18 protein-coding genes are annotated in these 22,234 nt (G+C 66.6%); 12 read left to right on the forward strand and 6 right to left on the reverse strand.

Annotated features, from left to right (window positions below):
- The first annotated feature begins 29 nt into the window (after nt 1-29).
- Genes nuoK through ACK4IU_RS11000 form a run of 7 tightly spaced genes read left to right on the forward strand, consistent with a single transcriptional unit; the run spans nt 30 to nt 8,876 of the window.
- Nucleotides 30-335, forward strand: a complete 306-nt coding sequence (gene nuoK, locus ACK4IU_RS10970) for an NADH-quinone oxidoreductase subunit NuoK (RefSeq protein WP_103258174.1) — start codon at nt 30-32, stop codon at nt 333-335.
- Between the two features lie 5 nt (nt 336-340).
- Complete coding sequence (gene nuoL, locus ACK4IU_RS10975; protein ID WP_409734888.1) at nt 341-2,635, forward strand: NADH-quinone oxidoreductase subunit L; 2,295 nt, start codon at nt 341-343, stop codon at nt 2,633-2,635.
- A 12-nt stretch (nt 2,636-2,647) separates the two neighbouring features.
- Nucleotides 2,648-4,186, forward strand: a complete 1,539-nt coding sequence (locus ACK4IU_RS10980; RefSeq protein ID WP_409734890.1) for an NADH-quinone oxidoreductase subunit M — start codon at nt 2,648-2,650, stop codon at nt 4,184-4,186.
- 10 nt (nt 4,187-4,196) lie between these two features.
- Nucleotides 4,197-5,633, forward strand: coding sequence for an NADH-quinone oxidoreductase subunit NuoN (gene nuoN, locus ACK4IU_RS10985; protein WP_409734892.1), 1,437 nt, complete (start codon nt 4,197-4,199; stop codon nt 5,631-5,633).
- On the forward strand, nt 5,623-6,369 hold the full coding sequence (locus ACK4IU_RS10990) for a biotin--[acetyl-CoA-carboxylase] ligase (RefSeq protein WP_409734894.1): 747 nt from the start codon (nt 5,623-5,625) through the stop codon (nt 6,367-6,369). The genes nuoN and ACK4IU_RS10990 overlap by 11 nt, the downstream gene beginning before the upstream one ends.
- Before the next feature lie 60 nt (nt 6,370-6,429).
- Nucleotides 6,430-7,203: a type III pantothenate kinase gene (locus tag ACK4IU_RS10995; RefSeq protein ID WP_409734897.1), complete on the forward strand. Its 774-nt coding sequence runs from the start codon at nt 6,430-6,432 to the stop codon at nt 7,201-7,203.
- Complete coding sequence (locus ACK4IU_RS11000) at nt 7,200-8,876, forward strand: ribonuclease J (RefSeq protein ID WP_409734899.1); 1,677 nt, start codon at nt 7,200-7,202, stop codon at nt 8,874-8,876. The genes ACK4IU_RS10995 and ACK4IU_RS11000 overlap by 4 nt, the downstream gene beginning before the upstream one ends.
- Nucleotides 8,877-8,966: 90 nt before the next feature.
- Here ACK4IU_RS11000 and ACK4IU_RS11005 read toward each other — a convergent pair whose 3' ends face one another.
- A complete protein-coding gene (locus tag ACK4IU_RS11005; protein WP_409734901.1) occupies nt 8,967-10,601 on the reverse strand; it encodes a DEAD/DEAH box helicase in 1,635 nt (544 codons plus the stop codon).
- A gap of 219 nt (nt 10,602-10,820) precedes the next feature.
- Between ACK4IU_RS11005 and ACK4IU_RS11010 the strand changes: the two genes are divergently transcribed.
- Nucleotides 10,821-11,243 carry a hypothetical protein gene (locus tag ACK4IU_RS11010; RefSeq protein ID WP_409734903.1) on the forward strand — a complete coding sequence of 141 codons (423 nt, stop codon included), beginning with the start codon at nt 10,821-10,823 and terminating at the stop codon, nt 11,241-11,243.
- Nucleotides 11,244-11,298: 55 nt separating this feature from the next.
- Here ACK4IU_RS11010 and ACK4IU_RS11015 read toward each other — a convergent pair whose 3' ends face one another.
- The 3 genes from ACK4IU_RS11015 to obgE all read right to left on the reverse strand — a co-directional run bounded on the left by ACK4IU_RS11015 (nt 11,299) and on the right by obgE (nt 14,802).
- Nucleotides 11,299-12,558, reverse strand: coding sequence for a glutamate-5-semialdehyde dehydrogenase (locus tag ACK4IU_RS11015; protein ID WP_409734905.1), 1,260 nt, complete (start codon nt 12,556-12,558; stop codon nt 11,299-11,301).
- A gap of 97 nt (nt 12,559-12,655) precedes the next feature.
- A complete protein-coding gene (proB, locus tag ACK4IU_RS11020; RefSeq protein ID WP_409734924.1) occupies nt 12,656-13,783 on the reverse strand; it encodes a glutamate 5-kinase in 1,128 nt (375 codons plus the stop codon).
- A complete protein-coding gene (obgE, locus tag ACK4IU_RS11025; RefSeq protein ID WP_409734908.1) occupies nt 13,780-14,802 on the reverse strand; it encodes a GTPase ObgE in 1,023 nt (340 codons plus the stop codon). The genes proB and obgE overlap by 4 nt, the downstream gene beginning before the upstream one ends.
- A gap of 219 nt (nt 14,803-15,021) precedes the next feature.
- Between obgE and ctaA the strand changes: the two genes are divergently transcribed.
- Together ctaA and ACK4IU_RS11035 are read left to right on the forward strand one after the other, a co-directional pair.
- A complete protein-coding gene (gene ctaA / locus ACK4IU_RS11030; RefSeq protein ID WP_409734910.1) occupies nt 15,022-16,191 on the forward strand; it encodes a heme A synthase in 1,170 nt (389 codons plus the stop codon).
- Nucleotides 16,188-17,657 carry a carboxypeptidase M32 gene (locus tag ACK4IU_RS11035; RefSeq protein ID WP_409734912.1) on the forward strand — a complete coding sequence of 490 codons (1,470 nt, stop codon included), beginning with the start codon at nt 16,188-16,190 and terminating at the stop codon, nt 17,655-17,657. Before ctaA ends, ACK4IU_RS11035 begins: the two co-directional genes overlap by 4 nt.
- Nucleotides 17,658-17,860: 203 nt before the next feature.
- Here ACK4IU_RS11035 and ACK4IU_RS11040 read toward each other — a convergent pair whose 3' ends face one another.
- Together ACK4IU_RS11040 and ACK4IU_RS11045 are read right to left on the reverse strand one after the other, a co-directional pair.
- Complete coding sequence (locus ACK4IU_RS11040; RefSeq protein ID WP_409734914.1) at nt 17,861-18,631, reverse strand: enoyl-CoA hydratase; 771 nt, start codon at nt 18,629-18,631, stop codon at nt 17,861-17,863.
- 1 nt (nt 18,632) lies between these two features.
- The gene (locus ACK4IU_RS11045) at nt 18,633-19,022 is read right to left on the reverse strand and encodes a polymer-forming cytoskeletal protein (protein ID WP_409734915.1); all 390 of its coding nucleotides are present in this window, start codon (nt 19,020-19,022) and stop codon (nt 18,633-18,635) included.
- Nucleotides 19,023-19,187: 165 nt separating this feature from the next.
- Between ACK4IU_RS11045 and ACK4IU_RS11050 the strand changes: the two genes are divergently transcribed.
- Nucleotides 19,188-20,153 (forward strand): agmatinase, encoded by a 966-nt coding sequence (locus ACK4IU_RS11050; RefSeq protein WP_409734917.1) that lies wholly within the window; start codon nt 19,188-19,190, stop codon nt 20,151-20,153.
- 69 nt (nt 20,154-20,222) lie between these two features.
- Entirely contained in the window at nt 20,223-21,884 is a 1,662-nt protein-coding gene (locus ACK4IU_RS11055; protein ID WP_409734919.1) for an amidohydrolase, read from the forward strand.
- Nucleotides 21,885-22,234: the final 350 nt, after the last annotated feature.

Raw genomic sequence — 22,234 nt, forward strand, 5'->3', positions numbered from 1 at the left:
GGCCATTCAGAGCCCAGAGGGAACGAGAGATGGTGGGACTTGAACATTACCTGACGGTGGCCGCGGCGCTGTTCGTCATCGGGATCTTCGGGATCTTCCTGAACCGGAAGAACGTGATCGTCATCCTGATGTCGATCGAACTGATGCTTCTGGCGGTCAATATCAACCTCGTCGCCTTCTCCAGCTTCTCGGGCGATCTGGTGGGGCAGGTCTTCACCATGTTCGTCCTGACCGTCGCCGCCGCCGAGGCCGCGATCGGTCTGGCCATCCTGGTCGTGTTCTTCCGCAACCGCGGCACGATCGAGGTGGAAGACGTCAACGTGATGAAGGGCTGACCCAGATGGCAACGATCATCCTTTTCGCTCCCCTGATCGGGGCCATCATCTGCGGCTTCGGCTGGCGGATCATCGGCGAGCGCGCGGGCCAGGTCATCACCACCTCGCTGGTCTTCCTGGCCGCCGCGCTGTCCTGGTGGATCTTCCTGACCTTCGACGGCGAGACGCAGCACATCACCATCCTGCGCTGGATCGAGAGCGGGACGCTGGGCAGCGAATGGGCGATCCGGCTGGACCGGCTGACCGCGATCATGCTGGTCGTGGTGAACTCGGTCTCGGCGCTCGTCCACCTCTACTCGTTCGGCTACATGGCGCATGACGAGAACTGGCACGAGGGCGAGCATTACAAGGCGCGCTTCTTCGCCTATCTGTCCTTCTTCACCTTCGCCATGCTGACGCTGGTGACGGCGGACAACCTGGTGCAGATGTTCTTCGGCTGGGAGGGCGTGGGCGTCGCCTCCTACCTCTTGATCGGGTTCTACTATCGCAAGCCCTCGGCCAATGCGGCGGCGATCAAGGCCTTCGTGGTCAACCGGGTCGGCGACTTCGGCTTTGCGCTGGGTATCTTCGCGCTGTTCTACCTGACCGACTCGATCCGTTTCGACGACGTGTTCGCCGCCGCCCCGGCGCTGGCCGAGACGAACCTCACCTTCCTCTGGTCCGAGTGGAACGCGGCGAACCTGGTCGGCATCCTTCTGTTCATCGGCGCGATGGGGAAATCGGCGCAGCTTTTCCTGCACACCTGGCTGCCGGACGCGATGGAGGGCCCGACGCCGGTCTCAGCCCTGATCCACGCCGCGACCATGGTGACGGCGGGGGTCTTCCTCGTCTGCCGGATGTCGCCCCTCTATGAATACGCTCCGCAAGCGACGGCCTTCATCACCGTGCTGGGGGCGACGACGGCCTTCTTCGCGGCGACCGTGGGTCTGGTGCAGAACGATATCAAGCGCGTGATCGCCTATTCGACCTGCTCGCAGCTGGGCTACATGTTCGTGGCCGCAGGCGTGGGCGTCTATTCGGTGGCGATGTTCCACCTGTTCACCCACGCCTTCTTCAAGGCGATGCTGTTCCTGGGCGCAGGCTCGGTCATCCATGCCACGCATCACGAACAGGACATGCGCAACTATGGCGGGTTGCGGAAGAAGATCCCGCTGACCTTCTGGGCGATGATGATCGGGACGCTGGCGATCACCGGCGTCGGCATCCCGCTGACCCATTACGGTTTCGCCGGCTTCCTGTCGAAGGACGCGGTGATCGAGAGCGCCTGGGTCGGGTCGTCCTATGCCTTCTGGCTGCTGGTCGTGGCCGCCTGCTTCACCAGCTTCTACAGCTGGCGGCTGATGTTCTTGACCTTCTACGGCGAGAGCCGCGCGCATGGGCATGGGCACGGCCATGACGACCACAATGGCGCAGTGCATGATGCCCATGGTCATGACGACCACCACCACGAGCCGCACGAAAGCCCGATGGTCATGCTGATCCCGCTGGGGGTGCTGGCGCTGGGGGCCGTGTTCTCGGGGATGATCTGGTACAAGGTCTTCTTCGGCGACGAGGCTGCGGTGCGCAACTGGTTCGGCATGGAAGCTGCCGCCGCGCATGGCGAGGCGCATGGCGAGGTGGCCGCGGCAAATACCGAGGGCCAGACGGTGGCCGCCGATCACGGCACGGGCCATGACGCCGCCGCCGTGACGGTGACCGAGCCGGTGGCGGGCGAGACCGATGCCCAGATCGAGGCGCAGCTGTCGCACGACTTCAAGGCCGAGGTCGGCGTCGCCCCGAAGGGCGCCATCCTGATGCTGCCCTTCACGCCGGAAGAGCAGGCGGTGGTCGATACGCGCCTTGATGCCGAGAAGGCCGCCAAGGCGGAACACGCGCCGACCACGATGATCAACGCCGCGCACCTGGTGCCGGCCTGGGTGAAGGTATCGCCCTTCATCGCGATGCTGATCGGTCTTGCCGTGGCCTGGCTGTTCTACATCAAGGATCCGAGCCTGCCGCGCCGCCTGGCCGCGCAGCAGCGCCCGCTCTACCTGTTCCTGCTGAACAAGTGGTATTTCGACGAACTCTATGACGTGATCTTCGTCCGCCCTGCCAAGTGGCTGGGGGGCTTCCTGTGGAAGCGCGGCGACGGCAATGTCATCGACGGGACGATCAACGGGGTGGCGATGGGGATCATTCCCTTCCTCACCCGGCTCGCTGGCCGTGCGCAGTCCGGCTATCTGTTCCACTACGCCTTCGCGATGGTGCTGGGGATCGTGGCCCTGGTCACCTGGATGACGCTGTTCGGCGGCGCGAAGTAAGGGCTGCTCAAGATGGAAAACCAGCTTCTCTCGATCATCACCTTCCTGCCGCTGGTCGCGGCGCTGATCCTGGCGCTGTTCATGCGCGGCGATGACGCGGCGGCGCGGCAGGGGGCGAAGTGGCTTGCGCTGTTCACCACCTCGGCCACCTTCCTGATCTCGCTGTTCGTGCTGTTCCGCTTCGATCCGTCGAACACCGGCTTCCAGTTCGTGGAGGAACGGCAGTGGATCCTCGGCCTGACCTACAAGATGGGGGTGGACGGGATCTCGATCCTGTTCGTGATGCTGACCACCTTCCTGATGCCGATCACCATCTGGTCGTGCTGGACCGTCGAGCACCGGGTGAAGGAATACATGATCGCCTTCCTCGTGCTCGAGACGCTGATGCTGGGCGTCTTCATGGCGCTGGACCTGGTGCTGTTCTACCTGTTCTTCGAGGCGGGCCTGATCCCGATGTTCCTGATCATCGGCATCTGGGGCGGCAAGGACCGGATCTACGCGGCCTTCAAGTTCTTCCTCTACACCTTCCTCGGGTCCGTCCTGATGCTGGTCGCGATGATCGCGATGTATCTGGACGCCGGCACCACCGACATCGCGAAGCTCTTGACCCACAACTTCGGCTCCGAGACCTTCAGCCTGTTCGGCATCCATGTCGTGGGCGGGATGCAGACCCTGCTGTTCCTGGCCTTCTTCGCCTCTTTCGCGGTGAAGATGCCGATGTGGCCGGTCCATACCTGGTTGCCGGACGCCCACGTCCAGGCGCCGACGGCGGGTTCGGTCGTGCTGGCCGCGATCCTCCTGAAGATGGGCGGCTACGGCTTCCTGCGCTTCAGCCTGCCGATGTTCCCGGTGGGATCGGACGTGATGACGCCGCTCGTGCTGTGGATGTCGGCCATCGCCATCGTCTATACCTCTCTGGTGGCGCTGGCGCAGACCGACATGAAGAAGCTGATCGCCTATTCCTCGGTCGCGCATATGGGCTATGTGACGATGGGCATCTTCGCCGCGAACCAGCAGGGCGTGGACGGCGCGATCTTCCAGATGCTGAGCCACGGCTTCATCTCGGGCGCGCTGTTCCTTTGCGTGGGCGTGATCTACGACCGGATGCACACCCGCGAGATCGACGCCTACGGCGGCCTCGTGAACCGCATGCCGGCCTATGCGCTGGTCTTCATGTTCTTCACCATGGCGAACGTGGGCCTGCCGGGCACCTCGGGCTTCGTGGGCGAGTTCCTGACACTGATGGGCATCTTCCAGGTCAACACCTGGGTGGCCGCCGTGGCCACCACGGGGGTGATCCTGTCGGCGGCCTATGCGCTGTGGCTCTATCGCCGGGTCGTCTTCGGCGACCTCATCAAGGAGGCGCTGAAGTCGATCACCGACATGGACCGCCGCGAGAAGGCGATCTTCGCGCCGCTGATCGCCATGACCCTGATCCTGGGCGTCTACCCGAGCCTGGTGACCGACATCATCGGCCCCTCGGTCGCCGCCCTCGTCTCCGACTATCACGCCGCGCTGCCTGCCGATCCGGCGGCGCTGGCCATGCACTAGGAAGCCCGCCATGACCTCTGCAGATTTCCGCATCCTTCTGCCCGAGATCCTGCTGTCGGGCTATGCCATGGCCGCGCTGATGGCGGCGGTCTACACGACGAGGGACAAGCTGGCCGCGACGCTGGTCTGGGCCACGGCGGGGCTGTTCGTGGCGCTGGCGCTGTATATCGGCGTGGCCGGGACCGGCGAGCGCACGGTGTTCGACGGGCTGTTCGTGGACGACCCCTTCGCGCGTTTCGCCAAGGTCACGATCCTGGTCTCGGCCGCGGCCGTGCTGGTGATGAGCCAGGATTACATGAGCCGCCGCGAGCTTCTGCGCTTCGAATATCCCGTGCTGGTCACGCTGGCGGTGGTGGGGATGATGGTCATGGTCTCTTCGGCCGACCTCATCACGCTCTACATGGGGCTCGAGCTGCAATCGCTGTCGCTCTACGTCGTCGCAGCCATGCGGCGCGACAGTGCCCGGTCCTCGGAAGCCGGGCTGAAATACTTCGTCCTGGGCGCGCTGAGTTCGGGTCTTCTCCTCTACGGCGCGTCGCTGGTCTATGGTTATGCCGGCACGACCCAGTTCGCGGGGATCCTGTCCACGGTGAAGGACGGCGTGCCGCTGGGCCTTCTGTTCGGGCTGGTGTTCATGCTGTCGGGGCTGGCCTTCAAGGTCTCGGCCGCGCCCTTCCACATGTGGACGCCGGATGTCTATGAGGGCTCGCCCACGCCCGTCACCGCCTTCTTCGCCACCGCGCCCAAGGTCGCGGCCATGGCGCTGATCGCGCGGCTGGCGCAGGACGCCTTCGGCGGTATTCCGGGCCAGTGGGGACAGGTGCTGGCGGCGCTGGCGGTGGTCTCGATGTTCCTGGGCGCGGTCGCCGCGATCGGCCAGCGCGACATCAAGCGGCTGATGGCCTATTCCTCGATCGCCCACATGGGCTATGCGCTGATCGGCCTGTCGGTCGGCACCGCCTACGGCGTGCAGGCCACGCTGATCTACATGGCGATCTACGTCACGATGAATGTCGGCACCTTCGCCTTCATCCTGTCGATGGAACGCGATGGCCGCCCGGTTTCGGACATCGCCGGCCTGAACCAGTTCGCGAAGAAGGAACCGTTGAAGGCGCTGGCCATGCTGGTTCTTCTGTTCAGCCTTGCGGGCGTGCCGCCCATGGTGGGCTTCTTCGGCAAGTTCTACGTCCTGAAGGCCGCCGTCGATGCGGGCTGGGTCTGGCTGGCCGTGGCCGGGGCCATCGCCTCGGTGATCGGGGCCTTCTACTACCTGCGCCTCGTCTATTTCATGTATTTCGGCGCCGAGCAGGACCCGGTGGACAGTCGCATGTCGCCCGTCCAGTGGACGATGCTGGTTGCGGTGGCCGCGATCATGGTGCTGGGCGTGGTGAACCTCTTCGGCATCGAAGGCCCGGCGGCGCTGGCCGCCCAGGCGCTTGTCCGCTGAGCCCGGGGCAGGGCGCATCGTCCTGCCCGAGATCGACAGCACCAACGCCGAGGGCTTCCGGCGCGCAGGCGGCCTTGCCGGCCCGACCTGGATTCTGGCCGGGGTCCAGACCGCTGGCCGCGGGCGCCGCGCTCGGCCCTGGGTCAGCCCGCGCGGCAATCTCCATGCCACGCTGGTCCTGAAACCGGCCGAGCCACCCGAGACGGTGGCGCTGCGCTCCTTCGCTGCCGCACTCGCGCTGCGGGACGCGCTGGTCGCGCTGACCGGGCTGCCGGCGAGCTTTGCGCTGAAATGGCCGAACGATGTCCTGTGCAACGGCGGCAAGCTGGCGGGGATCCTGCTCGAAAGCCAGGGTCTGGGCGGGCCGGATCCGGTGCTATGCATCGGGATCGGGGTGAACCTGATCGCCGCGCCCGACCCGGCACTCGTCGAACCCGGCGCGGTGCCGCCGGTCTCGTTGATACAGGAAACCGGCCTCAGGATCGCGCCCGAGGCCTTTCTCGACGCACTCGCCCCGGCCTATGCGCGGCGCGAGGCGACGTTCCGCGCCGAAGGTTTCGAACCCCTGCGCGCCGATTGGCTGTCCCATGCCGCGCGGCTGGGCGAGACGATCCGCGCCCGCACCGGGGCCGAGACCCGTGAGGGACGGTTCGAGACCATCGACCCGGCCGGCAACCTGATCCTGCGCATGGCGCAAGGCTCGATTGCCATTCCGGCGGCGGAGGTGTTCTTTTGAGCGACGCCCAGGATTCTTCGGCGAAAAATCTTGGGCCCTGTTTCGGACCGGGGGCCTGAGATGCTGCTTGCCATCGACTGCGGCAATACCAACACCGTCTTCTCGATCTGGGACGGCGCCCGATTCATCGCCACATGGCGCATCGCCACCGACCACAAGCGCACGGCGGACGAGTATTTCGTCTGGCTGTCCTCGCTCATGAGTCTGACCGGGACAAGGGCCAGGATCACCGAGGCGATCGTGTCCTCGACCGTCCCGCGCGTGGTCTTCAACCTGCGCGTCCTCTGCGACCGTTACTTCAACTGCCGCCCGCTGGTGGTGGGCAAACCGGACTGCAAGCTGCCGGTGCCGCCGCGCGTGGATCAGGGCACCACGGTCGGCCCCGACCGGCTGGTGAACACGGTCGCCGGCCATGACCGGCACGGCGGCGACCTGATCGTGGTGGATTTCGGCACCGCCACCACCTTCGACGTTGTGGACCAGGACGGTGCCTATGTCGGCGGGGTGATCGCGCCGGGCGTGAACCTCTCGCTTGAAGCCTTGCACATGGCTGCCGCCGCTCTGCCGCATGTCGATGTGGCCCGTCCCGCGAAAGTCATCGGCACGAATACGGTGGCCTGCATGCAGTCGGGCGTGTATTGGGGCTATGTCGGCCTGATCGAGGGTATCGTCCGCGAAGTGCGGCGCGAGCGCGAGCGGCCGATGAAAGTGATCGCGACCGGCGGCCTGGCCAGCCTGTTCGCACAGGGAACCGAGCTATTTGACAGCATCGAGGACGATCTGACCATGCATGGCCTCGTCCTGATCAACGACTACAACAAGGACAAGTCATGAGCGCGAACCGCCTGATCTACCTTCCCCTTGGCGGTGCCGGCGAGATCGGCATGAACTCCTACGTCTTCGGCTATGGGCCGAAAGGGAAGGAGCGGCTGATCCTCGTCGATCTGGGCGTGACCTTTCCCGACATGGACACCTCGCCGGGGGTGGACCTGATCCTGCCCGATGTCGGCTGGCTGCACGACAAGCTTGACCGGCTGGAGGCGATCTTCATCACCCATGCGCACGAGGACCATATCGGCGCGTTGGCGCCGCTGTGGCCCGGCTTGCAGAAGAAAGTCTATGCCCGCCGGTTCACCGCAACCATCGGCCGGCTGAAGTTCGAGGAGGCGGGGCTGCCCGTCGATCAGATCGTCACGGTCGAGCCGCGCCCCGCGACGGTCGAGGTCGGACCGTTCAAGGTGCAGTTCGTTCCGGTCTCGCATTCGATCCCGGAAAGCTCGGCCCTGGTCATCGATACACCGGCGGGGCGCATCTTCCATTCGGCCGATTTCAAGATCGACCATACGCCTGTGGTGGGCGAGGGCTGGGACGATGCCCGCATTGCCGAGATCGTGGCCGAACGCCCTGTCAAGGTGATGACCTGCGACTCGACGAACGTCTTTTCCACCCATGAGGGCCGGTCGGAGGCCTCGCTGGCCGAACCGCTGGCCGAGTTGATCCGTGCCCAGACCGGCATGGTAGTGGCGACGACCTTCGGGTCGAACGTCGCGCGGCTGAAGACGCTGGCCGAGGCCGGGCGGGCGGCGGAGCGGACGATCTGCGTCCTTGGCCGGTCGATGAAGCGGATGCTCTCGGCGGCGGAAGAGGCCGGGGTGCTGTCCGGTTTCCCGAAGACGGTCAGCCCGGAAGAGGCGCTGGAAGTGCCGCGGCGGAACCTGATGCTTCTGGTCACCGGCAGCCAGGGCGAACGCCGGGCGGCCTCGGCGCAGCTGTCGCGGGGGAAATACCTGGGCATCGAAATGAAGGAGGGCGACACCTTCCTGTTCTCGTCCAAGACCATCCCCGGCAACGAACGCGACGTGTTGCGGGTCTGGAACGCCTTCTCCGAGATGGGCGTGCAGGTGATCGACGACCAGGGCGGTAAGTATCACGTCTCGGGCCATGCCAACCGCCCGGATCTGGAACATGTGCACCGGCTGGTCCTGCCCGACATGCTGATCCCGATGCATGGCGAGCATCGGCACCTGTCCGAGCATGTCCGCATCGCGACCGAAAGCGGCATTGCGGCGGCCGTGGCGCCGAACGGGACGATGCTGGACCTGACGGGCGACGTGCCCGAGGTGGCGGAATATGTCGAGACCGGGCGGCTCTACCTGGACGGCACTGCGCTGATCGGCGCGCTGGACGGGGTGGTGCGGGACCGGATCCGCATGGCCCTGAACGGCCTAGTCACCGTGACGCTGATCCTGGACGAGACCGACAGCCCGATGGGCGAGCCCTGGGTGGAACTGATGGGGCTGCCGCCCACGGGACGCGGCGAGCGGCCGTTGGCCGAGACGATGGAGGCGGACCTGGATGAGGTCATCGGCCGGCTGGGCCGCAAGATCCTGGCCGACGATGGCAAGCTCGAGGAGGAAATCCGCAAGGTCGTCCGTCAGGTCGCCATGGAAGAGATCGGCAAGAAGCCGGAAGTCACCGTGGTCATCAGCCGCCTCGTGGCCGAGTGACCGCTCATCGCGTTCCTTCGGTCGCTCTTCGCTGACGTGGGCGAAGACCGACCGACGGGAGGGATGAGCCTGCCGCCGGCCTGACGGACCTCAGCCTTCGGTGCCGGTGGCCGGGGTTTCCTCGACCTCGTCTGCCTGGGCAGGCTTCAGCGCGAAACTGCGCAGGATGAAATCGGGCACATGGTCGCCCATGCCGATGACCGAAGGTCCGAGGTCGCGATCGCGGCGGTGGTCGCGCCGGTCTTCCCGCCGGTCGTCCCGGCGCTCTTCCTGCGGCTCGCGCCGGTCGCCCCGGCCTTGGCCGCGCTCGTCACGGCGGCGGTCGCCGCCCCGCTCTGCACGCTCGCCGCGGGCCTCGAGCCGGTCCTCGGCCCGGTCTTCGCGCACATCGTCGCGCGGGGCCGCAGGCTCGGCCGCTTCGGCCCGGGCCACGGCCACCAGGGGCTCCATCGGCGCGACCTCGTCATGCGCCTTCACCGGGCGCTCACGATCCCGGCCGCGGCCAGCCCGTTCGCGCCCCTTGCGGTCCTCACGCGGGGGGCGGTCGGGTTTGCCTTCGCGGGTGTCGGGCTCGAAACCCTCGGGCAGGGGGCCACGCGGGATCTCGGCCTTGATGAGGCTTTCGATGGCCTTGAGGTATTTCTCGTCCGAAGGCACCGAGATGGTGAAGGCCTTGCCCAGACGCCCCGCACGACCGGTGCGGCCGATGCGGTGGACGTAATCCTCGGGATGCGAGGGCACGTCGAAGTTGAAGACATGGCTGACCGCCGGAATGTCCAGTCCGCGCGCGGCCACGTCCGAGGCGACGAGGAGGTGCAGCGAGCCGTCGCGGAAGGCGTCGAGCGTCTTCATCCGTTCGGACTGCGCGAGGTCGCCGTGGATCGGCGCTGCATTGAAGCCGTGCGATTTCAGCGACTTCGCCACCACGTCCACATCCATCTTCCGGTTGCAGAAGATGATCGCATTGGTGCAGGCCTCGCCCTCGGCGCGGATCAGCGCGCGCAGCACGGCGCGCTTGTCGCCGAAGGCGCGGTCCTTGCGCACGGGTTTCACTTCGATCAGGCTTTGCGTGATCGTGGTCGAAGTCGTCGCCTGCCGAGCCACCTCGATCTTCGCGGGATTCTTCAGGAAGGTCTTGGTGATCCGCTCGATCTCGGGCGCCATGGTGGCCGAGTAGAACATCGTCTGCCGCTTGGGCGGCGTCAGGGTGAAGATCCGCTCGATGTCCGGAATGAAGCCCATGTCGAGCATCCGGTCGGCCTCGTCCACCACCATGATCTGCACGCCGGTAAGCAACAGCTTGCCACGCTCGAAATGGTCGAGGAGCCGGCCCGGGGTCGCGATCAGCACGTCCACGCCACGGTCGATCAGCTTGTCCTGTTCGCCGAAGGCGACGCCGCCGATCAGAAGCGCCTTGGTCAGCTTGGTGTGCTTGGCGTAGATGTCGAAGTTCTCGGCCACCTGGGCGGCGAGTTCGCGCGTCGGCGCGAGCACGAGGCTGCGCGGCATCCGTGCGCGGGCGCGGCCCTGACCCAGAAGCGTGATCATCGGCAGGGTGAAGCTCGCCGTCTTGCCGGTGCCGGTCTGGGCGATGCCAAGCACATCGCGGCCGGTCAGCGCTTCGGGGATGGCCTGAGCCTGGATGGGTGTGGGGGTTTCGTAGCCGGCTTCCGCGACGGCTTGCAGCACGCGCGGATCCAGCGCGAGGTCGGAAAATTTGGTCATCAGCGTCCTATGGATGCGGTATCGGACCGCATGAATGATGGGACGCAAGTTTCCGGGCGCCCCGGCGTCTCGGCCCGATCTGGCCGCGTGTTGCGCGCATAGCGGAAATCGTCCACAGGGTCAAGTCAGGGACCGTTCCGGTGGACGCAGGGCGTCGGATGCGGTACCCATTTTTCATTCATCGCGGGCTTTTCAATCTTTCAATTTTCAAGGTGACTCATGAAACGCTTCATTCTTACGGCCTGCCTCGCGCTGGCGAACCCTGCCCACGCAGACACGGATCCCAGGTCCTGCACGCCGCCCGGTTGCCGCACGACGGTCCTATTCGCCTCGACATCCGACAGCCGGAGCTATGGATTGCTGGTTGCCGCCCCGGAGGCCGGATGCGACCGGGTCCGGTTCCGGATCGAGCACGACCGTGCCGGTGTCCTGGGCCAGTCGCCGCCGCTGGCCCCCGGCGAGCTGGCCGTGATCCGGCTTGGCCAGGGCTTTCCGCAGGGCGAGAACCTGGTGACGATCGCCTCGATCGGCTGCGACATGCCGCCGGCCGAGGCGCGGCGGGTGATCCTGGCCAACTCCGGGCATGACCACAGCTGGCGGGCGGGGCGGGTCCTGAATTCGGGTTCAGAACTTTCCGGCTGATGCGGGCGGAGGGCAGCGGGCAGGGTCCGCCGCCCCCGCTCTGGCCTCGGCGGCCTCAGGGCCGGATCGTCCCGTCGCCCGTCACCAGATACTTGAAGCTGCACAGCTGTTCGGCCCCCACCGGACCGCGGGCATGCATCTTGCCGGTGGCGATGCCGATTTCCGCGCCCATGCCGAACTCGCCACCATCGGCGAACTGGGTCGAGGCGTTGCGCATCAGGATCGCGCTGTCGAGCTGTTCGAAGAACCGCTGCGCGGTCGCGTCGTTCTCGGTCAGGATGCTTTCGGTGTGCTGGCTGCCGTATCGGCGGATGTGGTCGATGGCCTGATCCACCCCGTCCACCAGTTTCGCGGCAATGATCATGTCGAGGAATTCGCGCCCGAAATCATCGGGTTGCGCCTTCTTCGTGCCAGGGATCTTCAGCAGCTCGCCCTCGGTACGAACCTCGACGCCGGCCTTCAGCAGATCCTCGATCAGCACGCCGCCGTGCTTTGTATAGAACTGCCAGTCGATCAGGAGGCATTCGGCCGCGCCGCAGATGCCGGTGCGGCGGGTCTTGGCGTTCAGGACGACGCGGCGGGCCTTTTCCAGGTCGGCGTCGCGGTCGGCATAGACGTGGCAGATGCCTTCGAGATGGGCGAAGACGGGGACCCGCGCCTCGCGCTGGACGAGGCCCACCAGGCCCTTGCCGCCGCGGGGGACGATCACGTCGATGTATTGCGTGGCCTGGAGCATCGCCGTCACCATCTCGCGGTCGCGGGTGGGGATGAACTGGATGGCAGTGGCGGGGAGGTTGGCGGATTTCAGGCCGTCGAGCATGCAGGCGTGGATCGCCTCGGAGGTCTCGAAGCTTTCCGACCCGCCGCGCAGGATGACCGCGTTGCCGGACTTGAGGCAGAGCGCACCCGCGTCGGCGGTGACGTTGGGGCGGGATTCGTAGATCACGCCGACGACGCCAAGGGGGGTTGCCACGCGCTGGATGTGCAGGCCATTCGGGCGGTCCCATTCGGCAAGGACGCGGCCCACGGGGTCCTTCTGTTCGGCGATCTGGCGCAGCGCATCGACAATCCCGCGCAGGCGGGTGTCGTCAAGCCGCAGCCGGTCGCGCATCGCGGGGGTGATCCCTTTCTGGTCGGCGGCGTCGAGGTCAAGCGTGTTGGCGTCGAAGATTTCCTGACGGCGGCGCCAGACGGCATCGGCGGCGGCGATGAGTGCCGCGGCCTTGCGTTCGGAGGAGGCGCAGGCGAGTTCGGCAGCTGCCTCGCGCGCCTTGCGGCCGATGTCGGTCATCAGGTCGGTGAACTGGCCGTCCATTGCGCTTCCTTTCCGTCCGGGCGGCGGAGTTTTCGAAAACTCCGCGCCGGAAATTTCGAAGTTTCCGGTCCGATTTCCGTGCAGAAATCGGGCCCGTTCAAACCACCATGTCGTCCCGGTGCACCAGCGCCGCGCGGCCCTGATAGCCCAGGATCGCCTCGATCTCGCCCGAGCGGTGCCCGGCGATCTTGCGGGCCTCGGCCGAAGTATAGCGCACCAGGCCCTTGCCGAGAACCACGCCTTCGGGCGACAGGATCGCCACCGGCTCGCCGCGCCCGAAGCTGCCGGTCACCTTGGTCACACCGGCGGGCAGCAGGCTCTTGCCGGCTTTCAGCGCCGTCACCGCGCCTGCGTCCAGCACCAGCTCGCCCTTCGGCTTCATCGCGTTGATCCAGCGCTTGCGGGCGACATGCGGGTCGGCGGAGGGGACGAACCAGGTGCGGGTTGCGCCCTCGGCCAGCGCCTTCAGGGGACGCAGGGTCGAGCCCTCCATGATCGCCATGGCGCAACCGCCGGCGACGGCGGTCTTCGCGGCGAGGAGCTTGGTCTTCATGCCACCCTTCGACATCCCGCTGATCGGGTCGCCGGCCATCGCCTCGATCTCGGGCGTGATGCTGTCCACCACATCAAAGCGGGTGGCGCTGGCGTCTTCCTTCGGGTTGGCGGTGTAGAAGCCGTCAACGTCAGAGAGCAGCACCAACTGGTCCGCGCCGACCGTCACGGCGATCTGCGCCGCCAGCCGGTCGTTGTCGCCAAAGCGGATCTCGTCGGTGGCGACCGTGTCGTTCTCGTTCACGATCGGCACCACGCCGAGGCCGAGGAGCGTCTCCATGGTCGCGCGAGAGTTCAGATAGCGGCGGCGATCCTCGGTGTCCTCCAGCGTGACCAGCACCTGCGCGGTGGTGATCCCGTGCGGGGCCAGGACTTCCTCGTAGGCGCGGGCGAGGCGGATCTGGCCGACAGCGGCGGCGGCCTGCGACTGTTCGAGGGTCAGCACCCCCTCGGGCAGGCCCAGGACCTTGCGTCCCAGCGCGATGGAGCCGGAGGAGACGAGGACGACATCGGTTCCCCGGGTCTTCGCCTCGGCCACGTCGAGGGCAAGGGCGGAGAGCCAGCTCTGCTTCAGCCCCGTCCGGCGGTCGACAAGAAGGGCTGAGCCGATCTTCACGACCAGCCGCCTTGCGCTGCGGATGTCGGGCGCTGAGAGGATCAAGCCCTGACTCATGGCTGCCACGGCGTCGACTCCTTGGCGGGGGCCTGCGCCGTGATGATGGCGTAGAGCGCCCGCAGGACCTCGGGTATTCCCTTGCCGGAGACGCCCGAGATGACGTGGACCGGGCCGCCCGATGCCTTTTCCAGGGCACGGCGGCGGTCGCTGATCTGTTTGGGGTCCATCGCGTCGGTCTTGTTCAGCGCGACGATGCGGGGCTTGTCACCCAGAACCTCGGAGTATGCTTCAAGTTCTGTCACGATGGTCTTGAAATCCTTCGTGATCGTCGAAGATGTGCCGTCCACGAGATGCAGAAGGACCTTGCAACGTTCGACATGCGCGAGGAACTGCGTCCCAAGGCCCCGGCCCTCGGACGCGCCCTCGATCAGGCCGGGAATGTCGGCCATGACGAATTCATGCCCGTCGATGCCGACGACGCCGAGGTTGGGGACGAGAGTCGTGAAGGGGTAGTCCGCGATCTTCGGCCGGGCGTTCGAGACGGCGGCGAGGAAGGTGGATTTTCCAGCGTTCGGCAGGCCGACGAGGCCCGCGTCGGCGATCAGCTTCAGGCGCAGCCAGATGGTGCGCTCGATGCCTTCCTGCCCCGGGTTCGCCCGCGCGGGCGCGCGGTTGGTCGAGGACTTGAAGCGCAGGTTGCCCCAGCCGCCGTTGCCGCCTTCGGCAAGGCAGACGCGCTGGCCCGGCTCGGTGAGGTCGGTAATGACGGTTTCCCCGTCCTCGTCGAGGATCTCGGTCCCGAGCGGGACCTTCAGCACGATGTCCTCGCCCGACTTGCCGGTCTTCTGGTTGCCCATGCCGGGCTGGCCGTTCTTGGCGAAGAAATGCTGCTGGTAGCGGTAGTCGATGAGGGTGTTCAGCCCTTCGACGGCCTCGGCATAGACGCTGCCGCCGTGGCCGCCGTCGCCACCGTCGGGGCCACCGAATTCGATGAACTTCTCGCGCCGGAAGGACACGCAACCGGCTCCGCCGCCGCCGGAGCGGATGTAGACTTTGGCGAGGTCGAGGAACTTCATATTGCGGGCTTTCGGGGCAGGGTCAGAAGGCGGGGATACAGGAAGCGGGGCAGATGCTCAAGCGATGGGCCTCGGGGATGCTCCTCGTGCGCCTTCGGCTATTCGTCGCGGGGCGTCAAGCGACGAGCGACGAAGGAGACAAGGAGCGTTCCGTCGCAGGGCCTTGAAGGTGGGGGTGGGGGGGCCTAGTGTCCCGGCCAGGACGAAAGGGTTCAGCGGATGGCCACCAAGCGCAGTATCTTCGAAGAGGTCGGGACAGACGAGAAACCCGTTCCGGCGCCGGCAGGCGGCGGGATCGACGCCCGGCCGAAGGGGGCACGGCGCGGCATCCGGATCTGGCTCGTCGCGCTGTTCCTCCTGGTGGCGACGATGATCGCCGTGGGCGGGCTGACGCGGCTGACGGACTCGGGTCTGTCGATCACCGAGTGGAAGCCGGTCACCGGGGCACTGCCGCCGATGAGCGAGGCCGCTTGGCAGTCCGAGTTCGACAAGTACCGCGCCATCCCGGAATACCAGTTGCAGAACAATGGCATGTCGCTGGACGAGTTCAAGACGATCTACTGGTGGGAATGGGGGCACCGGCAGCTTGGCCGGGTGATCGGGCTGGTCTGGCTGATCGGCTTCGCGGGCTTTGCCCTGGCACGGCAGATCCCTCCGGGCTGGACCGGGCGCTTGCTGCTTCTGGGCGTGCTGGGTGGTGCGCAGGGGGCGATCGGCTGGTGGATGGTGTCCTCGGGCCTCGAAGGCGAGATGCTGGACGTGGCGTCCTATCGCCTTGCGACGCATCTCGGGCTGGCCTTCGTGATCCTGGGGTTCATCGCCTGGTATGTCTTCCTGCTCGGGCGAAGCGAGGCCGAACTCATGACGGCACGGCGGGGGCGGGAGGCAAAGCTGTTCGGCCTTTCCACCGGATTGATGCATTTCGCCTTCCTCCAAATCCTGCTGGGGGCACTGGTGGCCGGAATCGACGCGGGACGGGCTTTCCCGACCTGGCCGCTGATGAACGGGCAGTTCTTCCCGGCCGATGCCTTCTATGTGCCGGACGGGCAGGGGGGCAGCCTGCCCGTCTGGCATGCGTTCTTCGAGAACCCGGGCCTGGTGCAGTTCATCCACCGCATGTCGGGCTATCTCCTGTTCGCCTTCGGGGTGGTGGTCTGGCTGCGCGGACGCAGGTCGAGCTATCAGGCGACGCGCGCGGCCTTCGATCAGGTCATGGCGATGCTGGTCGTGCAGATGGGCCTCGGAATTGCCACCGTGCTGACCGTCGCGCATGTCCATGTCGCGATCACCCACCAGATCGGTGCGGTGATCCTCTGGGTGCTGATCTTGCGGGCCCGGCATCTGTCGCAATACCCCGTGGCGGGGTCGATCCGGAAAGGAACCGCATGAGCGCGTATGATGAACTGATGGCCTTCCAGCGCCAGACCGAGGCATTGGCCCAGGTGGCCGGTCGGCTGGGCTGGGATCAGGAGACCGTGATGCCCGAGGGGGCGGCCGGGCAGCGGGCCGAGGAGATCGGGGCGCTGGAAGCGGTGCTGCATGCGCGGCGCACCGATCCGCGTCTGGCCGGCTGGCTGGCCGAGGCCAGGGCGCCGGATGCGGTGGGCGAGGCGCAGCTGCGGCTCATCCGGCGTTCCTACGAGCGGACGATGAAGGTTCCGGCGAAACTTGCCGAGGAAATCGCCACGACGATGTCGCTGGCGCAGGGGGTCTGGGCAGACTGCCGGGCGCGCGAGGATGTGGCGGGGTTCCTGCCGATGCTGCGCAAGGTGGTGGACCTGAAGCGGGCCGAGGGCGCGGCGCTGGCGGCGGGGGGCGATCCCTATGATGCGCTGGTCGATGACTACGAACCGGGCATGACCGGGGCGGCGATCGCGGCAATGTTCGATGCGATGCGGCCCCGGCTGGTCAGCCTGCGGGAGAAGGTGCTGGGAGCCGAGGCGCCGAAGGGCATCGTCGGGACCTTCGCGCAGGACGCCCAACTGGCGCTGAGCCGCGAGCTGGCGACGGTGTTCGGCTACGACTGGTCGCGCGGGCGGGTCGATCTGGCGGTGCATCCGTTCAGCTCGGGTTCTGGCCACGACGTGCGGATCACGACGCGGGTCAACGAGACCGATCCGTTCAACTGCTTCTATTCCACGATCCACGAGGTCGGCCACGCCGCCTATGAACAGGGAATCGACCCGACCTATGCGCTGACGCCCATCGGGCAGGGCGTGTCGATGGGGGTGCACGAAAGCCAGAGCCGGTCCTACGAGAACCAGCTGGGTCGCAGCCGCGCCTTCACCGGCTGGCTGTTCGGCCGGATGCGGGAGATCTTCGGGGACTTCGGCATCGCGGATGCGGATGCCTTCTACCGGGCCGTGAACCGGGTGCATCCGGGCTACATCCGCACCGAGGCCGACGAGGTCCACTACAACCTGCACATCATGATGCGCTTCGATCTGGAACGCGCACTTATCCGCGGCGACCTGGACGTGGCCGATCTGGAAAGCGCCTGGAACGACCGCTTCCGCGCCGATTTCGGGGTGGCGGTGGACCGGCCCTCGAACGGGATGTTGCAGGATGTGCACTGGTCCTGCGGGCTGTTCGGCTATTTCCCGACCTACACGCTGGGCAATGTCTATGCCGGCTGCCTGGTCAAGGCTTTGCGCGCCGAGGTGCCGGGCCTCGACACGATGATGGCCAGGGGCGATGTGTCGGCCGCAACCGGCTGGCTGCGCGAGCGGTTGCAACGCCACGGAGGGCTTTACGAGCCGCGGGATGTCGTGCGGCGGGCCTGCGGGTTCGAGCCTTCGGAGGCGCCGCTGCTGGACTATCTCGAGGCCAAGTTCGGCGAGATCTACGGGCTGTGACGCGGGTCTGTCCACAGTGGACAATCGCCGCGTTCCTTTTGAAAACAAGGACTTGGTCGCGGACGTTAGGGGAACGTCAACCTTGTGACCGGGCGCTTCCGGACGGCTCGTCGTTGGACTTCGTCCCTCCTCGCGGAGGGCGCCCGACGAGGCGCCGAAGGCGCGCGAGGAGGGGTGTCGAAGCTTTCGGGCGGAAGCCCGACCTACCTGCGGTCGAGGAAGGCTGCGATGCCTTCGGCGGTATCGGGGCGCAGCACGTTCTCGACGATGGCGGCGCCCGCGACCTGGTAGGCCTGGTCCAGCGGCAGGCCGAGCTGCGCCTGGAAGGCGCGCTTGCCGATGCGGATCGCGGCGGGGTCCTTGGCGGCGATCTGGGCCGCGAGGGCGCGGGTGTCCGCCTCCAGCCGGTCGGGCGGGGAGAGGCGATTCACGACGCCGAGTTCATGCGCGCGGGCGGCGGACAGGAAATTGCCGGTGGTCAGGAGCTCGAACGCCTTGCCGGGGGCGAGGCGGCGCGACAGGGCCACGGCGGGGGTCGAACAGAACAGGCCGAGGTTGATGCCGTTGACACCGAAGCGGGTGGTCTCGGACGCCACGATCAGGTCGCAGGTGCAGGCGAGCTGGCAGCCCGCGGCGGCGGCCACACCCTGGACCCGGGCGATCACCGGCTGGGGGAGGGCGGCGATGGCCTGCATCACCGCGGCGCAGCGGTCGAAGAGCGCCTGGAACCGGGCGCGGCCCCCGTCGGGGTCGCCGCGGTACGACTGCATTTCCTTCAGGTCGTGCCCGGCGGAAAAGGCCTTGCCCTCGGCCGCGAGGATCACCACGCGTACGTTGTCGTCGGCGGCGATCCGGTCGAAGGTGGCGGCCAGCGCCATGAGCATCGGGGTCGAGAGCGCGTTCAGCGTCCCGGGCGAGGCGAGCGTGACGGTGGCGATGCCGTCCGCGTCGGTTCGGGTGACGAGGTCGCTCACCCTAGCTCTTGGGCTTGAGGAACCGGCCCTCGATCTGCGCGCCGCTTTCGATGACGAGCGCGGCGGTGGTGACATCGGCCTTGACCGCGGAACTGGCCCGCAAGGTAAAGCTTTCACAGCTGACCTTGCCGTCGAACTTGCCCTTCACCTCGACCGTATGGGCGTTGACCGAGCCCTTCACCCGGCCTTCCTGACCGATGATCAGACCATTGGCGGTGATGTTGCCGTCGATCTCGCCCAGAACCTCGACCGAGCCGGTCGAGGTGATCTCGCCGGTGATGCGCAGGTCGGCCCCGAGCACCGAGCGCGCCGAATTCGACCCGGGGGCCGAGGGACGCGGGGCTGCGGGAGCAGCCGGGGCGGAGGTCGGGTCGGAGGTCTTGGAGAACATGCGCGGCTTCCTTGGGAAAGGGGGTGCCCTGATAAGGGAGGAAGGCAGGTGCCCGGTCAAGGGGCGCGTTGGTCTGGTGGCAGCTTTCCCCGGACCGGATGTCGCTGGCAGGGCTGACAAGGGAGTATCGGTTTGATCAGATGGCCGGGGAATCAGGGGGGGTGCATGACGGACACGTTCTTCCGGCCGGTATCGGGTCTTGATCTGCCGCGCTTTGCCGGGGTGCCGACCTTCATGCGTCTGCCGCATGTACCCTTCGACCATCCGCGGTTTGACGAGGTGCAGATCGGCCTGATCGGGGCGCCCTGGGACGGGGGGACGACGAACCGGCCGGGTCCGCGCCACGGACCGCGCCAGCTGCGCGACCTCTCGACGATGATCCGGGCGGTGAACGGGGCGACCTGGGTCGCGCCGTTTGAACTCGCGCGCTGCGCCGACCTCGGCGACGTGGCGCCGAATCCCGGCGACCTGATGGATTCGATGGCGCGGATGGAGGCCTTTTACGACAGGGTTGTGGCGGCGGGCATCCGTCCGCTGACCGGGGGCGGAGACCATCTGTGCAGCCTGCCGATCCTGCGGGCGGTGGCGAAGGCGCGCCCGGTCGGGATGATCCAGTTCGACAGCCACACGGACCTGAACGATGTCTATTTCGGCACCTCCCGCTACACCCACGGCACGCCTTTCCGCCGCGCGGTTGAAGAGGGGCTGATCGACCCCAGGCGCTATGTCCTGATCGGCATCCGCGGCACGGCCTATGGCCGCGAGGATCGGGATTTTGCGGAAGCAAACTGCATCCGCATCATCCCGATCGACGAATTCCATGCGCGGGGACCGTCGGACGTGATGGCCGAGGCGCGCGAGATCGTGGGCTCGGGTCCGGTCTATGTCACCTATGACATCGACTTCGTCGATCCCACCTTCGCGCCGGGGACGGGCACGCCCGAAGTGGGCGGACCGAATTCGTGGGAAGCAATGCAGGTGGCGAGGGGCTTGCGCGGGCTGGATCTGGTGGGGGCGGACCTGGTGGAGGTGTCGCCGCCCTTCGATGCCAGCGGGGGAACGGCCTGGCTGGGGGCAAGCCTGATGTTCGAGATGCTCTGCGTCATGGCCGAGCGGGTCGCCCGCGGCTGAGGTCCGGGGTTTCACGCCCCCGGACCCCCGTGGAATATTTCGGAAAAGAGCAAGTCGAAAGGGGCAGCAATGAACGCCGAGATGATCATCACCAATGCGAAGGTCCTGACGATGGACGAAGGCCGCCCGCGGGCCGAGGCGGTGGCGCTGCGCGGAGGGCGAATTCTGGCTGTCGGTGGGCGTGCCGAGGTGGAGGCGATGGCGGGGTCGGGTTGCCGGGTCGTGGATGCCGAAGGCAGGACATTGCTGCCCGGCTTCGTGGAGAGCCATCTGCATCTTGTGCTGGGCGGCAACGAGTTGTCGCAGTTGCAGCTGGGGGGGGTCTCGGGATTCGACGAGTTGGCGCGGCTGTTCCGGCACTACGCAGCGAAGAACCCCGGCCTGCCGCTGGTCATGGCGCAGGGGGCGGCTTACGAGATCCTCGACCATCCGGTCACGCGGCACGACCTGGACCGGGTGATTGCGGACCGCCCGATCGCCATGATGGCGCCGGATCATCACACGGTCTGGGCGAACACGGCGGCCTTGCAGGCGGCGGGTATCTTGCATGGTGCTGCGATGCCGGCGGGTCATGTCGTGGTGATGGGCGAGGATGGGACGGCGACGGGCGAGCTCCTGGAGTTCGAGGCCTTCAGTCCGGTCCTGGCGCTTTCCGGGGACCTGCACCTTCAGCTTGGCATCGCCACCGGCGGCGAGCCGGACCCATGGCCTTCGCTGGAGCAGCGCGCGAAGGACAAGGAGAAGGTCGCGGCGGGGCTGGCGCATTGCGCGATGCACGGGATCACCAGCATGGTGAACATGGACGGCAACCGTTACACCTGCGTCCTGCTGAAGGAAATGGAGGCGGAGGGACGGCTGACTGCCCGGGTCAAGGTGCCGTTCCACTTCAAGCCGCATATGCAGCTGAGCGAACTGGACCGCGCCTCGGCCATGGCCGCGGAGTTCACCGGGGAATGGGTGACGAGCGGCTTCGTCAAGATGTTCATGGACGGGGTGGTGGACAGTCGCACGGCGTACATGCTGCACGACTATCCGGGCACGAATGAACGTGGGGCGCCCTTGTTCGAGGCAGAGCGGTTCAAGGAGATCTGCCGGGAAATCTCGCGCAGGAACTTGCAGATCGCGGTCCATGCCATCGGCGACGGCGCGGTCAGGCAGACGATCGACGGGTATGAAGCGGCGGGGCGGCCCGACCTGCGGCATCGGATCGAGCATATCGAACTGATCGACCGGGCGGATGTGCCGCGCCTGGGCAGGCTGGGGATCACGGCCAGCGTGCAGCCGCCGCATCCGCCGGGGGCGATGGATTTCCCGATGTCGACGATGGAGCATGTGTTCCATCGTGATCGCTGGAAGGACGCCTATCTGACCCGGACCCTGGCCGAGCATGGCGCGCATCTGGCCTTTGCCAGCGACTGGCCGGTGACGGATGTGAGCGTGATGCGCGGCATCCAGGCGGCGCTGACCCGGGTGCCCTATGAGGGAGCCCAGGATGAACGGGTCGGCCTGATGGAGGTCCTGCGCGCCTATACGGCGGGCGGGGCCTGGGCCGCGCATATGGAGGGCCTGACGGGCACGCTGCGCGCGGGGCTGGCCGCCGATCTGGTGCTGATCGACGGAGATATCGAGGCGATTCCGCCCGAACGGATGGGCAAGACGGGAATCGCGCTGACGATTGCCGGGGGCAGGGTGACGCACGACCCGTCCGGCATGGCGGGCGGGATGGCGTAACGCCTTGATTTCAGGCGGGAAGATACGGTTTCCGCAAAAATCGTCATCTTCCCGTCATTTTCTGCTTGCGGGTCCCGAAACCCGGCACTAAAAGCGCCCTCACCGAAACGGAACGGAGCCGGAAACGGCGACGGGATGGATCGGAAGCGGAAGTGAAACGCCGCAAAATCTTCGGATGCACGATGGCAGTACAGCCAGAAGTTCTGGCGTGCTCTGTGTTTTGTGTCCGTGCTCTTTGACATGATTGGTTCATGAAGGGATATGCGGGCGGTTTGGGCGCATCGGCGTCGGAGACGCGCATATCGGCCTAGTAGGGTTTCGGCCCGATGATCTAGGTGTCAGCTTCACTA

It is taken from the genome of Tabrizicola flagellatus, assembly GCF_046295235.1.
In the GTDB taxonomy this organism is placed as follows: Bacteria; Pseudomonadota; Alphaproteobacteria; order Rhodobacterales; family Rhodobacteraceae; genus Tabrizicola; species Tabrizicola flagellata_A.

Bases quoted from the DNA above. Each gene is read 5' to 3' on its own strand.
- nuoK (WP_103258174.1), top strand. From the start codon at position 30: ATGGTGGGACTTGAACATTACCTGACGGTGGCCGCGGCGCTGTTCGTC.
- nuoL (WP_409734888.1), top strand. From the start codon at position 341: ATGGCAACGATCATCCTTTTCGCTCCCCTGATCGGGGCCATCATCTGC.
- ACK4IU_RS10980 (WP_409734890.1), top strand. From the start codon at position 2,648: ATGGAAAACCAGCTTCTCTCGATCATCACCTTCCTGCCGCTGGTCGCG.
- nuoN (WP_409734892.1), top strand. From the start codon at position 4,197: ATGACCTCTGCAGATTTCCGCATCCTTCTGCCCGAGATCCTGCTGTCG.
- ACK4IU_RS10995 (WP_409734897.1), top strand. From the start codon at position 6,430: ATGCTGCTTGCCATCGACTGCGGCAATACCAACACCGTCTTCTCGATC.
- ACK4IU_RS11000 (WP_409734899.1), top strand. From the start codon at position 7,200: ATGAGCGCGAACCGCCTGATCTACCTTCCCCTTGGCGGTGCCGGCGAG.
- ACK4IU_RS11005 (WP_409734901.1), bottom strand. From the start codon at position 10,601: ATGACCAAATTTTCCGACCTCGCGCTGGATCCGCGCGTGCTGCAAGCC.
- ACK4IU_RS11010 (WP_409734903.1), top strand. From the start codon at position 10,821: ATGAAACGCTTCATTCTTACGGCCTGCCTCGCGCTGGCGAACCCTGCC.
- ACK4IU_RS11015 (WP_409734905.1), bottom strand. From the start codon at position 12,558: ATGGACGGCCAGTTCACCGACCTGATGACCGACATCGGCCGCAAGGCG.
- proB (WP_409734924.1), bottom strand. From the start codon at position 13,783: ATGAGTCAGGGCTTGATCCTCTCAGCGCCCGACATCCGCAGCGCAAGG.
- obgE (WP_409734908.1), bottom strand. From the start codon at position 14,802: ATGAAGTTCCTCGACCTCGCCAAAGTCTACATCCGCTCCGGCGGCGGC.
- ctaA (WP_409734910.1), top strand. From the start codon at position 15,022: ATGGCCACCAAGCGCAGTATCTTCGAAGAGGTCGGGACAGACGAGAAA.
- ACK4IU_RS11035 (WP_409734912.1), top strand. From the start codon at position 16,188: ATGAGCGCGTATGATGAACTGATGGCCTTCCAGCGCCAGACCGAGGCA.
- ACK4IU_RS11045 (WP_409734915.1), bottom strand. From the start codon at position 19,022: ATGTTCTCCAAGACCTCCGACCCGACCTCCGCCCCGGCTGCTCCCGCA.
- ACK4IU_RS11050 (WP_409734917.1), top strand. From the start codon at position 19,188: ATGACGGACACGTTCTTCCGGCCGGTATCGGGTCTTGATCTGCCGCGC.
- ACK4IU_RS11055 (WP_409734919.1), top strand. From the start codon at position 20,223: ATGAACGCCGAGATGATCATCACCAATGCGAAGGTCCTGACGATGGAC.